17 protein-coding genes are annotated in these 15,026 nt (G+C 29.8%); 3 read left to right on the top strand and 14 right to left on the bottom strand.

Features of this window, described 5'->3' with window-relative positions:
- Window positions 1-12 precede the first annotated feature (12 nt).
- Together P6922_RS02870 and P6922_RS02865 are read left to right on the top strand one after the other, a co-directional pair.
- Window positions 13-1,296, top strand: a complete 1,284-nt coding sequence (locus P6922_RS02870; RefSeq protein WP_276874094.1) for an amidohydrolase — start codon at window positions 13-15, stop codon at window positions 1,294-1,296.
- A gap of 84 nt (window positions 1,297-1,380) precedes the next feature.
- Window positions 1,381-2,364 carry a site-specific integrase gene (locus P6922_RS02865; RefSeq protein WP_276874092.1) on the top strand — a complete coding sequence of 328 codons (984 nt, stop codon included), beginning with the start codon at window positions 1,381-1,383 and terminating at the stop codon, window positions 2,362-2,364.
- Between the two features lie 58 nt (window positions 2,365-2,422).
- On the opposite strand, the gene P6922_RS02860 is transcribed toward P6922_RS02865, so the two are convergent.
- Window positions 2,423-2,674 (bottom strand): LysM peptidoglycan-binding domain-containing protein, encoded by a 252-nt coding sequence (locus tag P6922_RS02860; protein ID WP_276874090.1) that lies wholly within the window; start codon window positions 2,672-2,674, stop codon window positions 2,423-2,425.
- 180 nt (window positions 2,675-2,854) lie between these two features.
- Between P6922_RS02860 and lexA the strand changes: the two genes are divergently transcribed.
- On the top strand, window positions 2,855-3,484 hold the full coding sequence (gene lexA / locus P6922_RS02855; protein WP_276874086.1) for a transcriptional repressor LexA: 630 nt from the start codon (window positions 2,855-2,857) through the stop codon (window positions 3,482-3,484).
- Window positions 3,485-3,560: 76 nt separating this feature from the next.
- Here the strand turns inward: lexA and P6922_RS02850 are convergent, their stop codons facing one another.
- The 13 genes from P6922_RS02850 to ftsE form a co-directional block, all read right to left on the bottom strand.
- A complete protein-coding gene (locus P6922_RS02850; protein WP_276874084.1) occupies window positions 3,561-4,445 on the bottom strand; it encodes a CvfB family protein in 885 nt (294 codons plus the stop codon).
- Window positions 4,442-4,795 carry a ribosome silencing factor gene (rsfS, locus tag P6922_RS02845; RefSeq protein WP_276874082.1) on the bottom strand — a complete coding sequence of 118 codons (354 nt, stop codon included), beginning with the start codon at window positions 4,793-4,795 and terminating at the stop codon, window positions 4,442-4,444. Before rsfS ends, P6922_RS02850 begins: the two co-directional genes overlap by 4 nt.
- A 10-nt stretch (window positions 4,796-4,805) precedes the next feature.
- The gene (locus tag P6922_RS02840) at window positions 4,806-5,696 is read right to left on the bottom strand and encodes an LCP family protein (protein ID WP_276874247.1); all 891 of its coding nucleotides are present in this window, start codon (window positions 5,694-5,696) and stop codon (window positions 4,806-4,808) included.
- Window positions 5,677-6,264: a bis(5'-nucleosyl)-tetraphosphatase (symmetrical) YqeK gene (gene yqeK / locus P6922_RS02835; RefSeq protein WP_007554573.1), complete on the bottom strand. Its 588-nt coding sequence runs from the start codon at window positions 6,262-6,264 to the stop codon at window positions 5,677-5,679. The genes P6922_RS02840 and yqeK overlap by 20 nt, the downstream gene beginning before the upstream one ends.
- Before the next feature lie 16 nt (window positions 6,265-6,280).
- Window positions 6,281-6,883, bottom strand: coding sequence for a nicotinate-nucleotide adenylyltransferase (gene nadD, locus P6922_RS02830; protein ID WP_276874079.1), 603 nt, complete (start codon window positions 6,881-6,883; stop codon window positions 6,281-6,283).
- 142 nt (window positions 6,884-7,025) lie between these two features.
- Window positions 7,026-8,279, bottom strand: a complete 1,254-nt coding sequence (locus P6922_RS02825) for a glutamate-5-semialdehyde dehydrogenase (RefSeq protein WP_276874077.1) — start codon at window positions 8,277-8,279, stop codon at window positions 7,026-7,028.
- A gap of 11 nt (window positions 8,280-8,290) precedes the next feature.
- Window positions 8,291-9,433, bottom strand: coding sequence for a glutamate 5-kinase (gene proB, locus P6922_RS02820; RefSeq protein ID WP_007554550.1), 1,143 nt, complete (start codon window positions 9,431-9,433; stop codon window positions 8,291-8,293).
- Window positions 9,420-9,710, bottom strand: coding sequence for a ribosome assembly RNA-binding protein YhbY (yhbY, locus tag P6922_RS02815; protein WP_276874076.1), 291 nt, complete (start codon window positions 9,708-9,710; stop codon window positions 9,420-9,422). Before yhbY ends, proB begins: the two co-directional genes overlap by 14 nt.
- 1 nt (window position 9,711) lies before the next feature.
- A complete protein-coding gene (obgE, locus tag P6922_RS02810; RefSeq protein WP_276874074.1) occupies window positions 9,712-11,007 on the bottom strand; it encodes a GTPase ObgE in 1,296 nt (431 codons plus the stop codon).
- Between the two features lie 151 nt (window positions 11,008-11,158).
- Window positions 11,159-12,307 (bottom strand): S41 family peptidase, encoded by a 1,149-nt coding sequence (locus P6922_RS02805; RefSeq protein WP_276874072.1) that lies wholly within the window; start codon window positions 12,305-12,307, stop codon window positions 11,159-11,161.
- Window positions 12,307-13,455, bottom strand: a complete 1,149-nt coding sequence (locus P6922_RS02800; RefSeq protein ID WP_007554577.1) for a murein hydrolase activator EnvC family protein — start codon at window positions 13,453-13,455, stop codon at window positions 12,307-12,309. The genes P6922_RS02805 and P6922_RS02800 overlap by 1 nt, the downstream gene beginning before the upstream one ends.
- A gap of 1 nt (window position 13,456) precedes the next feature.
- Complete coding sequence (gene ftsX / locus P6922_RS02795) at window positions 13,457-14,341, bottom strand: permease-like cell division protein FtsX (RefSeq protein ID WP_007554582.1); 885 nt, start codon at window positions 14,339-14,341, stop codon at window positions 13,457-13,459.
- Window positions 14,334-15,020 carry a cell division ATP-binding protein FtsE gene (ftsE, locus tag P6922_RS02790; protein ID WP_007554567.1) on the bottom strand — a complete coding sequence of 229 codons (687 nt, stop codon included), beginning with the start codon at window positions 15,018-15,020 and terminating at the stop codon, window positions 14,334-14,336. Before ftsE ends, ftsX begins: the two co-directional genes overlap by 8 nt.
- Window positions 15,021-15,026: the final 6 nt, after the last annotated feature.

Genomic DNA, 15,026 nt, shown 5'->3' with positions numbered 1-15,026 from the left:
AAGGGAGATAATATGTCAATATTAATAAAAAATGTAGATATATATGTAAATAATAAAATCAAGACTAAACAAAATATTGCAATAAAAAATAATAGAATAAAGAATTTCCCAATTAGTCCTGATGAAACTGAATATGATGAAATAATAAACGGTAATGGTATGTTGGCAATCCCGGGATTTGTAAATACTCATACACATGTTGCAATGACTCTTTTTAGAAGTTATGCGGATGATATGGCGCTGATGGATTGGTTACAAACAAAAATATGGCCTGCTGAAGATCATTTAGATAATGATATTGTTTATTGGGGAAGTATGCTGGCATTTGCCGAAATGATAAGAGGCGGAACAACTGCATTTTGCGATATGTATATGTTTATGGATTCTTGCGCAAAAGCTGCTGAGAAAGCCGGAATAAGAGGTAATATTGCACGTGGACTATCCGGAATAAGCCCAAATGCAGACCAAGCCTTACAAGAAAATATAGAATTATATAAAAATTGGAATAATGCAGATAATGGACGTTTTAAAGTAATGTTAGGACCACATGCACCATATACATGCCCTCCATACTACTTAAAAAAAGTTTGTAAAGTAGCAGAAAAAGAAAATATGCCTATACATATACATTTAGCAGAAACTTTAAATGAAGTAAATGACTGTATAAAACAATACAGTATGACACCGATAGAATTAATGAACAATATAGGTTTATTTGATTATCCTACACTGGCAGCACATTGCATATATGTAAACGATAATGATATAAACATATTATCTAAAAAAAATGTAAAAGTTGCACATAATCCCGGCAGTAATTTAAAATTAGCATCGGGAATATCACCTATAACTAAAATAATAAAAAAAGGAATAACAGTAGGACTTGGAACTGATGGAGCATCCAGCAATAATAAATTAGATATGTATTCAGAAATGAGATTGGCAGCTTTGATTCATAAAGCGAATACATTGGATCCGTACGCAATTACATCAAAAGAAGCTATCAATCTTGCAACAAAAAATGGTGCAAAATGTTTAGGATATTCAGATTTAGGTGAACTTAAAGAAGGCTATTTAGCAGATATACAATTAATAGATCGAACAGGATTTCATTGGAAGCCTCGTTTAAATGATATTTCACTATTAGTTTATGCCGGAAATTCTTTTGATGTAAATACAGTTATAATTCATGGGAAAACTGTTATGAAAAATAAAGAACTTTTAACTATAGATACAGAAAAATTAGATTATGAAATTTCACGTGTAATAAAAAAATTATATTCATTTGAACATTAATGTCAAAATATTTGCTTTCTAAGTACAATTAGTTCCGATAATCTTAAATTATCGGAACTAATTGTACAATAACTTGGTAAAAATATGAATAACAAACATTTCTATTTAAAAAAAATAATAAACAGTACATTACTTTCAAATAAATCCTTATCTACACTTTCAGAAACAAAATCTGAAAATACTATTAATGCTTACGAATCAGATTGGGATGACTTTTGCAATTGGTGTATTTATAATAAATTTTCTGCTTTTCCTGCAACTTCGGAAACTGTTGTTAATTATATAAATGATTTAGCTGACTATGCGAAATCATCAACAATAAAAAGACGTGTAAGTGCAATCTCCGAAAATTACAATGCTGCTATAGCTTCAGGAATAAACGTAAATAATCCCTGTAAAAATTGGATTATAAAGGAAGCTTTAATAGGACTCAATCGAAAAAAAGGTACACGGCAAAAAGGTAAAACTCCTCTTTATTGGGAAGACTTGAAAAAAATAATAGTTACAATGAATTTATCATGCTTAACCGATATAAGAGATAAAGCGATATTACTTTTAGGTTTTATGGGTGCATTTAGGAGAAGTGAATTAACATCTTTAGAATTAAATGATATTACATTTGTTCCTCAAGGTATTATAATTACAGTTAAAGAATCTAAAACCGATCAAGAAAAAGCCGGACAAACTATAGGCATACCCTATCTTGAAGATAAAAATATGTGTGCCGTTTCTGCTCTTAAATTATGGATAAAAGAAGCACATATCACTAAAGGACCCTTGTTTCGTCGTTTACTGAAAAATGGAAAAACATCTGATAATGCATTAAGTGATAAAAGTGTAAATTTAATTGTAAAAAAATATGTAAATAAAATAGGATTACAAAAAGAATTATATGGTGCTCATAGTTTACGACATGGTTTTGCAACATTTGCGGCAATGAACGGCATTGAAGAACGAATAATAATGAAACAAACACGTCATCATTCTGTTGAAATGGTACGTCATTATATAAATGAAGCTGATTTATTTATTAACAATCCTATTTCCATTATTTTTAACAAAACATAAAAAAGAACACTTGTTTGTTTAGCACTACCGGCAATCAAACAAACAAGTGTTCTTTTTACTATTCAGGAAGTTTTATAATTTTACCCGGAATTATCTTTCCCGGATCTTCTATTTTATTTATTTTCTGTATTTCATATATATACTTTCTTATATCCTTATCAGTTCCCACATTACGTTTTGCTACATCCCATAAAGTTTCGTTTTCTTCAATCATTACTTCTTTGTATTTCTTTTCTTGCAATGTATATGCATTAACTATAAATCCATAAAAACATATACTTATTAATAAAAAAACTATTATTTTTTTCATGAAATTCACCACTTCCAAGTAGAACATATTTTCTCAGAACAAATATTCTGTAATTATTATATACCAGAATATTTGTTTGGTCAATATGCTTTGAAATGTTTGTTCGGGAACATGTGTTTGAATTATTTTTTTTACTATAGTATAATTATTAATATACTATAATTTATATAGGAGGTCGTTGTGAATACAAAAACTATGCGTAAACTTACTTCTCGTGAGCAAAGTATACTTGACTTTATTCGAAGAAAAATTGAAGACTCAAATTTTCCTCCTACTGTAAGAGAAATTTGTCAAGCTGTAGGTTTAAAATCTACATCTACAGTACATGGATATTTAACACGCTTGGAAGAACTTGGTGTTATAAAAAGAAACCCCTCAAGTTCACGTGCTATTGAACTGATAGATCATAACGAATCATGGAAATCAAAAAAAATGTTGCCGATGCCGGTTGTGGGTGCAGTACGAGCCGGAGAACCTGTTTTTGCAGATGAACATATTGAAACAGTTTTTCCATTACCCGCTGAAATGATTGGAAGTAACGGAAACTGTTTTATACTTGTTGTTCGTGGAGATAGTATGATTAATGCAGGCATTTATGAAGGTGATTATCTTATTGTTTCTGAACAAAATACCGCAAATGATGGAGATATCGTTGTTGCTTTAGTAGATAATGAAGATGCTACAGTAAAACGTTTTTATAAAAAAACGGATTATGTCTTACTTAAACCTGAAAATGATAATTATGAACCGATTATTTCAAGAAATGTAATTATAAGAGGTAAAGTAATCGGACTTTATAGAAATATATAATAAAAAGCTTTTAATAGTATAAACGAGATATAAATTCAATCTCATTACTATTAAAAGCTTTTTTACATATCCGATTTTACATATCCGACAAAATAATTTTATCTTCTTTTAATATTATTTTTCTATCTTTCAGCAAATTCCCTATAGCACGCTTAAATGCACTTTTACTTATTCCTAAAGTTGATTTAATAATCACAGGATCGCTTTTATCGGTTAATTTCATTTCTCCGTTATTTTTTTTCATAAATTCATAAATGTTTTCCGCATCTAAGCTCATAGCTTTTTCTTTTACCGGTCTTATTGAAATATTTAATCTTCCATCATCTCTTATATATGTTACTCGACCGATTATTTTTTGTCCCATTTTTAAATCATTAGGCATATTTTCCTTATATAAAAATGCAATCCACTTTTCCCTTGTAATTATAAATGCACCGGATTCGGTAATATTATAAACAGTACCTTCAACTTTGCCTCCAACTTTAATACCATAACATTTTGAGGCAATTTTTAAAATTTCTTTATCTACATGCATAGTTGTTGCCAATCTGCCTGTTTTATCTAAATATAATTTTACCCAAATTTTCTGTCCTACTTCAATCTTACCTTCAGTTTCTGTAAACGGAAGAAAAATTCCTCTTTCAGTACCCACATCTACAAAAGCACCGAATCTGGTTTTTAAAATAACTTCTACATATCCTATTCCATTAATTTCAATCTGTGGCAAATGCATACTTGCAGTTAATCTATGATGTTTATCATTATAAATAAAAACTTTTATTTTTTCTCCTATTTCAACATCACGAGTTTGTTGACCTTTATGCAATAAAATATCATCCGATGTATTTCCTGTTCCGGCTGATAAAAAAGCACCAAAATCACTTTTTCTTACAACCTCAAGACACTCTATAGAATTTTCCTTAATAGAGTCTTGTTTATTCAAATCATTTATATCATTCATTTTACACCGTCATTATCTTCAAAAACTTCAATAGGCGCATCTTGCCATAATTGATCCAATTGTACTCTTTGTCTCTCTTCATATGAAAAAATATGTAAAATCACATTACTGAAATCCATCAAAATCCAATCACCCTCTTTATACCCTTCTTTATGGAGTGCATGTATTACGTCATTTTGTAATTTTATTTCTACATTATCTGCCAAAGATTGTCCATGTTTTTTATTCATACTTGTACAAACAATAAAATAATCGGCAATTGATGTTACATCGGTAACGTGAAAAATTTTAATATCCAAACCCTTTTTTTCAGAAAGTGCTTTACATATAGTTTCTACAATTTGATCCATAAAATCTCCCTCATTTGTTTAAAGTCAATGCAATAGTTTTTTGCAATTCATTTTGATTTACAATCCAAACTTTATTTTTATTAATTAATTGTTCTTCACCGGGAAGAATTACAAAATTTGAATTTTCTTCTTTACTATTAATTAATTTCAATATAAAATCAGATGCTTCTTTCGAAGAAATATTACTTTCTTTAGGTTTCCAAAAATAATATGCTCCTATTTTATTTATAAATGAAAAATTATTACCATATTTTCTTATTAAAGATTTTGCCAATCTTTCTTGGTGCTGAATTCTCTCAATTTCATTTTGTTCATCAATATATCTTATATAAGCCAACATTTCGGAGTTACTTAATTGTTGATAACCTTGTTTAAGTTGAATATCATAATTTCCTTCTGAGTCTGTATGCTCCATCTGTTTCTCGACATAAAAATCAAAATTTTTTGAAAATTTCGTACTTTCAATAAAAGAATTATAATCGAAAACAGCATATTTATCTATTTTAATATGCAACAGATTTTCAATCGCAGATTTCACTCCATCCGCTCCATTTTCAACTAATGTTTCTTTTAATAAAACATCTTTATCTTCTTTGGTATTGTTTATTTTTGTGTTTGAAGGAAATGAAATAATTGTAAATCCATCCGAGTTATCTATAAGTGATACAACGGCTATAGCATCAGCATTTTTATTTTCATCTTCACCTATTAACAAATAATAAACCGGCTTTTCTTCAGTTTGTTTTTCCCAAAAAAATAATTTATCTTTTACTTTCCAAACACCGAAAGAAATTCCTGAAATTAATATTATAAAGCATAACAAAAAAATAAATATTTTTTTATATTTAATTTTACTTTTATTTTTTCTTTCTTTTAAACGTCTATTTTTTATATTTATCATCTTGTTCACAAATTAAATAATTTCTCCCAAAAAATGTTAATTCATAAATATATTCATTTTTATCCAGTAAAAATTTTATTGTTGAATTATATGCTGCAATTACTGCTTTATTTAAATCTTGATCGGCTGTTTTTCTTAATTCATCTACTCCGGGAAAATCTCTTGAAGGTTCAATATAATCAGCTAAAAATATAATTTTTTCTAAAACACTCATATCGGGCTTTCCTGTTGTATGATAAAATATTGCATTTTGTATTTCTTCATCAAAAATATTATATTCCTCTTCGATTAAAATACTTCCTGCCGGTCCATGAAGTATCGCTTTGCTCTTTCTTGCCAAATCATTAAAAGCAATACCTTTAGAATCAATTAACTGATTCATTTTCTCCAATGAAATTTCTTTCGCACTGTCATGCAATAAACCGGCTAAATAAGCTTTTCCTGAATCTGCATTGTATTTTATTGCTAATTTTTTTGCAACTTCAGCCGTCCCTACTGAATGAATATAACGTTTATGAGATAAATTAGTTTTCAATTTTTCTTGTATTTTTTGAATATCTATATTCAACGAAAAAATCCCCTTTTTACTTATATAAATTAAATTTATGTATAATCTCAATAACTTTATCAGGTATGTAATATTTTACTGAACGATTATCTTTTATCATATTTCTTAAAATTGTTGATGAAATATCAACTTTAGGTATTCTTAATCTATGTATTTTGGTTTTTCCCAATTCATCAAAAGACATTATAGATTTTAAAAGCAATTTTTCATCACCTGAACGTTCTACGCAAATAAAATCACATAATGTCAATAATTCCATATTATGTTTCCAATTAGGCAAATCTGCTATCGCATCGGAACCCGCAATAAAAAATATTCTATATTTTTCTTTCATAATATCTTTTAATTCGTGTATTGTATTAACGGTATATGACGGCCCATTACGATTAATTTCAATAGGTGAAATATCAAACTTATAGTTATCTTCAATTGCAATCTTCACCATTTCATATCTCACAAATTTATTTATATTATGCATACTTTTGTTTGGCGTATCGCCTGACGGAATAAAAATCACTTTTTCAAGATTAAATTTTTGACATGCGGCTTCTGCAATAATTAAATGTCCTATATGTATCGGATTAAATGAGCCTCCAAATATACCTATTCGCTTTTCCATAATTAAATAATCATTTCTATAAAAATTACAACTATACTACCATAAATAAACAGCTGAAAATAATGAAATAATTCAAATTTTCCTTTTTCCGTATTAATATAGTAATGAATTAAACTTTTTATTTTTGTAAAAATACTGATTTTCATTCTCGTATTTGTCCGTTACCGAATACTTTATATTTATACGTTACTAAATCTTCTAGTCCTACAGGACCTCTTACATGTAGCTTTTGAGTACTTATACCTATTTCAGATCCGAATCCAAATTGAAATCCGTCTGTAAATCTAGTGGAAGCATTCATATATATAACGGCAGCATCAATATTATTCATAAACTTTGCTGCATTATCTAAATTTTCAGTAACAATACATTCTGAATGATGAGTTGTATATTTTTGTATATGTTCAATAGCTTCATTCATAGATTTTACGACTTTTACCGATAAAATTAAATCATTATATTCCGTTTCCCAATCTTTTTCAGTAGCAACGGAAATTGAAGAATATAACTTTTTACAAGTTTCATCTCCCCTTATTTCTACATTATTTTTAATTAATTCAGGAAATACTTTATTAATAAATTTTTCAGCAATGTCTTTATGTATTAAAAGAGTTTCCATTGCATTACAAACCGAAGGTCTCTGAACTTTAGCATTAATAATAATTTTTACCGCTTTTTCCAAATCAGCTTCGCTATCTACATAGGTATGACATACGCCGCTACCTGTTTCTATAACCGGTACAATACTGTTTTCCGTAATAAATTTAATTAAATTACTACTTCCACGCGGAATAACTAAATCAATATATTTTTTAGCTTTTAAAATAATCGGTACAAGTTTACGATTTGAATCAGTCAAACTATACACAATATTTTTTGAAAGATTTTGATTTACTAATGCATCATGTAAAATTTCAGTTAAAGCTATATTCGTATAATGAGCTTCTTTACCTCCACGTAGTACACATGCATTTCCGCTTTTTATACAAAGTGCTGCCGAATCTATTGTTACATTCGGACGTGATTCATAAATTATAGAAATAACTCCAAAAGGAACGGTAGTTTTTATAAGTTCTATACCGTTTTTCAAAATACTATGTGCACGAATTTTTTTACACGGATCGGATAATTTAATCAATGCTTTCACGCTCATAGATATATCTGAAAGTTTTGCATCATCTAATGCCAATCTTTCTATCATAGCATTCGATAATCCATTTATTTTTGCATTTTCTATATCTTTTGCATTTTCTCTTAATATAGTTTCTTTTTTCAATAATAATAATTTCGCTATGTCTTGAAGTATTTTATTTTTCTTTACTTCACTAAGATTTATTAATTGTAAAGACGCTTGCTTAACTGATTGTAAATTTAAAAATAATTCATTTTCAGTCATACGGCTTCTCCTTAATACATAATCAACAAATTATCACGATGTATAACTGTATTATATGGTGCAGGCTCACCAAGTATTTTATCCAATTCTTCCGTATGAAAACCTTTCATTCGTTGTATATCATGACTTGTATAATGAGATATTCCTCTGGCTATTTCCTTTTCTCCAAAATAAACCGATACAGTATCTCCGTCTTCAAAAGTTCCGATTACATCTATAATTCCTACAGGAAGTAAACTTGAACCTTTATTTATAAGTGCATTATAACATCCTTGATCTATAAGTATTTTGCCTTTAATTTCTGAACCTATTATAATTTTCCTACGCTTTAATTGTGGATGAACATTATCTGCTATAAAATACGTTCCAAGTCTTTCACCATTCATCAATTTATAAATTATATTCTTTGTATGGCTGTTTGCTATTACCGTATCTATACCGGAATGTGCACAAATTTCAACAGCCTGCATTTTTGTATACATACCTCCGGTTCCCCTTGCGGTACCTGCACTTCCTGCTATTTTAAACAATTCACGTGTAAATTGCGGTACTTCATGAATCAGTTTGGCTTTAGGGTTGTTTTTAGGATCTTCTGAATACATACCTTCTATATCCGAAAGAATGATTAATAAATCCGCCTCACATATACTCGCAACAATTGCAGATAAGGTATCATTATCTCCTATTTTTATTTCATCAACACTTACGGCATCATTTTCATTAATTATCGGTACAATACCAAGTTCAAGAAGAGAACTTAAAGTTCCCTTCATGTGAAGATATCTTTTACTACTTAAAGAATCTCCCTTTGTCATTAATACTTGACCTATAATTTGTCCATATCTATGAAAATAGTTTTCATACAATCCCATTAATGCACATTGTCCAACTGCAGCAACAGCTTGTTTATAGGGTAAGAAATCAGGTTTTTTCTCAAATCTGAGTATCGGTAAACCTATTCCTATTGCTCCTGAAGATACAAGAATAACTTGATTACCCCTATTTTTTAAATCTACAATTTGAGAAACTAAATGATCAATAAATTGTAAATTTGCTTTACCGTTTTTATAAGTTAAAGAACTTGTTCCAACTTTAATGACAATTTTTTTTTTGGTTTTTATTCGCTGCCTTGATAATTCATCATGGTAGTTCATAATGACTTTTTTCCTTTTTTTGCTTAAATAAAATACAATTTCTTCCTATAACTTGCACTAATTCGCAGGATAATTTTTCAGATAAAAACTTTGCAGTATTATTTATATCTTCTACAGAATTTTGATTAATTTTTACCTTAATCAACTCTCTTGCTTTAAGTGCACTAAAAATACTTTCAATCACAGATTCTTCAATACCGTTTTTACCTATTTGTACTACCGCCGGAAATTTAGAGGCAATACCCTTTAAATACTGTTTTTGTTTTCCAGTAAGCATTTTATTCTCCTTCTTTATCTTCATTATTATTTTCTGAAAATGTAAATTCAAATCCATACAAATCTACAGTATCGCCTTCTTTTACGCCTTCTTTTATAAGCAATTTGTCAAGTCCCATAAAATGCCAACTGCGTTCAAAATGACGTAATGATACAGGATTATCAAAATTTGTCATAGAAACTAATTTTTCTAAACGTTTTCCTTTTACTTTATATACATTATCGACACATTCCACTGTAAATTCAATTTTAGGAATTTCATAAACTATTGTTCTGTTTGGAGCTGGTATTTCTTGTTCAGGTATTTCTTGCAACATCTTCCAAACAGCTTCCATCAATTCGGATATACCTTCTCCGGTCAATGTACAAATAGGAAAAATATCATATCCTTCAGCTTTGATTTTTGAACATAAATCATCCAATTTTTTATTATCTTGAATTAAATCTGTTTTATTAGCAGCAACAATTTGTTTCTTTTTTGTTAATACTGAACTGTACATTGCCAATTCTTTATTAATTATGTGAAAATCATCAAAAGGATCTCTACCTTCACTTCCGGCAGCATCCAATACATGAATAAGCAGTTTTGTGCGTTCTATATGTTTAAGAAACTGATCTCCCAATCCGCTTCCGTTACTTGCACCTTCAATTAAACCCGGTATATCCGCCATAACAAAATTACGAGATTCATCCAAACTTACCAAACCTAAAACAGGAGTTAAAGTAGTAAAATGATATTCTGCAACTTCAGGACGCGCGGCTGAAACTTTACGAATTAAACTTGATTTACCAACACTTGGAAATCCTAATAATCCTACATCTGCAAGAACTTTTAACTCAAGTTTAAGTTCCTTTTCTTCTCCCGGTTCACCTTTTTCTGCAAACATAGGTGCACGTACGGCACTTGTTGCGAAGTGAGAATTGCCTCTTCCTCCGCGACCGCCTTTAGCTAAAATTGCTTCTTGTCCTTCGTTAGTCATATCTGCAAGCAATTCATTTGTTTTTGCATCATAAACAACAGTTCCTAATGGAACTTCAATTATACAATCTTTACCCATTTTACCGAACATATCTTTCGGTCCGCCTCTTTCGCCACGTTCGGCAACAAATTTTTTACGACGTCTGAATGCCATCAACGTATTTATGTTTGAGGTAGCTCGTAAAATTACAGAACCTCCTTTACCTCCATCTCCACCGCTAGGACCTCCACGTGGAACATATTTTTCTCTACGAAATGAAACCATTCCGTCTCCACCGGCTCCTGATACAACAAAAATTCGTGCTCTATCTATAAACATTATTAACTCCTTCATATTTATTATTGTAATTATGTATTATTATCACTTCTTATAATTATATTTTATCACAAATATTCTATACTTCCGCTATCAATATAAAAAAACTGAAGATATTCATTGAATACCTTCAGAAAAATATTTATTTATATTTTTAAGGCTCATTATTTAAAATTTCAACAGCTCTTTTATAAACCGAATCAGTTTCAAAATTAAAAATTTCTCCCTTTTGTTCAACCTTTTCATCCGGTTCAATTCCTATTTTGTCAATTTTTCTACCTTTTGCAGTTTTATATTCTGCTATAGAAACCTTAAGTGCTGTTCCGTCAGAATTGGTTATTATAGATTGTACGGTTCCCTTTCCGAAACTTTTTTCTCCTATTACAATACCTTCTTTTTTATCTTGAACTGCACCTGCAAAAATTTCAGAAGCACTTGCACTATATTTATCAATTAAAACGACAATAGGATAAAAAGTTTTTACACCATCTATTTTATAAATTTTTTCATTTCCATTTTTAGGACAATAACTTACAACAGTCCCTTCATGAAGAAATTGATTTGAAACATCTACAACGGAATCTATTATCCCTCCAGGATTCATGCGTAAATCAATAATAAATTTTTTAGCACCTTTACTTTTTAAATCTGATAGTGCTGATTTAACTTCATCCGATGTTCTTGTTCCAAAAGAATAAATATGTATATATCCTATAGTATCAGTTGCCATATTGCTTTTTACGGTAGGTAAATTTATATCTTTTCGTTCTAATTTAATCTCTTTTTCAATACCGTTTCTTTTTACAGTCAAAAAAACTTCAGTTCCTGCTTTACCTCTTATCTTAGATGCAACTTGTGACAAATCGTTTTTATATATACTTTTCCGATTTACTTCTAAAATAATATCTCCGTTTAATATACCATTTTGCTTTGCCGAACTATTCTCAAGAACTCCCATAACAACAATATCTTCATTTTTATTTTTTCCTAAAATTATTCCAACTCCGGAATATTCTCCATTTGTTTCTTGTAATAAAGCTGAATATTCATCCTTATTTAAAAATATTGAATATGGATCATTTAAAGATTTCGTCATACCTTTTAATGCGCCTTCAAATAATTCTTTATCTGAAACATCTCGATAATAGTATCTTTTTATAATATTATAATTTTTCAGAAATTCAACTAGTTCTTTCGGATTACCTACACTGATAAAAATAATACATAATGAAATTAGTATTCCGCCTAAAATTCCTAAAATAAAATTAAATAAAGAATTATATTTTTTTGCAAATTTAATCATTATAGGTATCCCATAGGATCTACTGCCGATCCTCCTACTTGTACCTCAAAATGACAATGCGGTCCTGTAGAATTACCTGTGGAACCTGCATATGCTATTACAGTACCTTTAGATACACTTTGACCGTCACTAACTGCAAGTGAACTATTGTGCCCGTATAACGTAGTAATATTATTTCCATGATCGATAATTACTGTGTTTCCGTATCCATCTATCCAACCCGCATAAATAACGGTTCCGCTATCTGCAGCATGTATAGGAGTTCCATAATCTACACCTATATCTATTCCGGAGTGATAAATTGTCGTACCGAATATAGGATGTACACGATATCCAAATGGAGATGTAATCGGACCGTTACAAGGCCAACTCAAAGCACCTGTCCCTTGAGTATAACTACCGCCTGATTGTTGCGACTGAGTTTGTCTTTGACGAACTCTTTCATTAATCATCTCTCTAACTTGTTCACTACGTGCCAAAAGATCGTTTTCTAATTGTTGTGCAGCATCTTTATGAGTCTTTGCTTCATTTAATACGTCCTGCTGTTCACTCTTTTTCTTTGCTATCTCATCTGTAGTCTTTTTCGCTTCTTGTGCTAATTTTTCAAGCTCATTATGTTTAAGTTCAAGTTCAAATTTTTTGGCTTCAATTCCTGCTTTTTGTTGTTGTATATCTTTTATAAGATTAAAATCTGCACGTATTATTCGTTTTAACAATTCAACACGATTGGCAAAATCACTGAAATTTTTCGATCCTACAATTACTTCCAAATAACTCAATTGTCCGTTCATATAAATTGCACGTACACGTTTATTTAAAATATTTTGACGTTTTACCAATTCATTTTGTGCTTTTTGTATTTCATTTTCAGTTTGTTTTATTTGTTCATTAATTTGATTTTTTTGTTTTTCTATATCTTTAAGCTTTTGTGTTGCACTATCCAATTCAGCTTGTATTGCACGTAATTTTGTACTTACTTCCTCAATAATAGATTGCCAAGAAGCTTGAGTCGATCTTGATTCATCAATTTGACTCTGTATTGTTGATAATTCGTTTTCTAAATCATCAGCAAATACACTATACATTGAAGATGAAAATGTAAGTGAACCTATTAATACTGCAATTAATATTTTCTTTCTTTTATTCATATTATACCTTCATATATTTTCTTAAAGAAATAGCACTGCCCAATACACCTATAATTATTCCAAATAAAATAATTATACCTGCAACATAAAACATAAAAGGAAAAACATTAATTGTCGGAACAAACACAAGTCCGGCGTTAAAAATAGCATTTACTACATACTGATACCCTTGCCATAAAATAATTGATGCTATAACTGAACCTATAAATCCTATTACTATTCCTTCGAAAATAAAAGGCCATCTTATAAATCCGTTAGTTGCACCTACATATTTCATTATTTGTATTTCTCTACGTCTTGCAAACACTGTCAATCTTATAGTATTTGAAATAATAAATAATTCGGCTGCCGCCAAAAATCCCATTAAAATAATTCCGCTAATACGAATAATCTGCGCAATTTTATATAATTGCTCAATAATATCCTGTCCATACTGTACTCCGTCTACTCCAGGATATTTTTTTACAATGTCTACAGATTTTTTAAGTGCTTCAGGATTTGAAAAAGATATTCTATATGATGCAGGCAGGGGATTTCCATTTATTGAGTCAAGTAATCCTGACTGTTCTCCCATACGTTCTCTAAATTCTGCCATTGCTTGATCTTTATTTGTAAATTTTATTTCTTTCAATTCAGGTAGAGCTTTTAACTTTTTACCAATATCCATAACTTGTGAGGTGGTAAGACCATCTTTCATATATACACTCATTTCAACCTGATCTTCCAAATAAGATGCCATATGATTAATATTTAAAACTACACACAAAAAAGTTCCTAATATAAACATGGATAAAGTTACAGTTAAAATCGACGCCATCGTCATAAATCTATTTCGAAACAACGACTTTGTTGTTTCTGCTAAAAAGTAAGCTAAAGAACTAAACATGAATGTCATAGCCACCTTTCTTTACATCATTTACAATTAATCCATCTTCAATACTCACAACTCTTTTATGCATGGAATTAACTAATTCTTTATTGTGTGTAACCATAATTATAGTGGTACCCATATGGTTTATATGATTAAAAAGTTCCATGATTTCTTCAGATATAACAGGATCTAGATTTCCTGTAGGTTCATCTGCTATCAGAAGCAACGGCTGATTTACCAATGCTCTTGCTATAGCTATACGCTGTTGTTCTCCGCCGGATAATTTAGAAGGATAATCATTAGCTTTATTTTTCAATCCTACTAGACTCAAAACTTTCGCTACACGTTCTTTTATTTCTTTACTTTTTGTTCCTGTTACACGGAGAACAAATGCAATATTTTCAAAAACAGTTTTTTCTTGTAAAAGTCTGAAATCTTGAAAAACTATACCTAATTTTCTGCGATAATACGGTACTTCACTTCTGTTAAGATTTGTAATATCCACACCGTCTACAATAACTTTTCCGCTTGCAGGTGTAAGTTCATGTGTCAACATTTTAACAAAAGTTGATTTTCCAGCACCGCTAGGTCCTACAATAAATACAAATTCACCTTTATCTATTTTTATATTAATATTCCTTAGTGCAGTATGCTTGCTATCATATTGCATAGATACATTATCAAAAGTAATCATAAGTGC

Source organism: Dialister micraerophilus (genome assembly GCF_947090205.1).
GTDB classification, from domain to species: Bacteria; Bacillota; Negativicutes; order Veillonellales; family Dialisteraceae; genus Dialister; species Dialister micraerophilus.
Note: the sequence above shows the minus strand (reverse complement) of the source record. Positions and strands in the feature narration are given on the sequence as shown.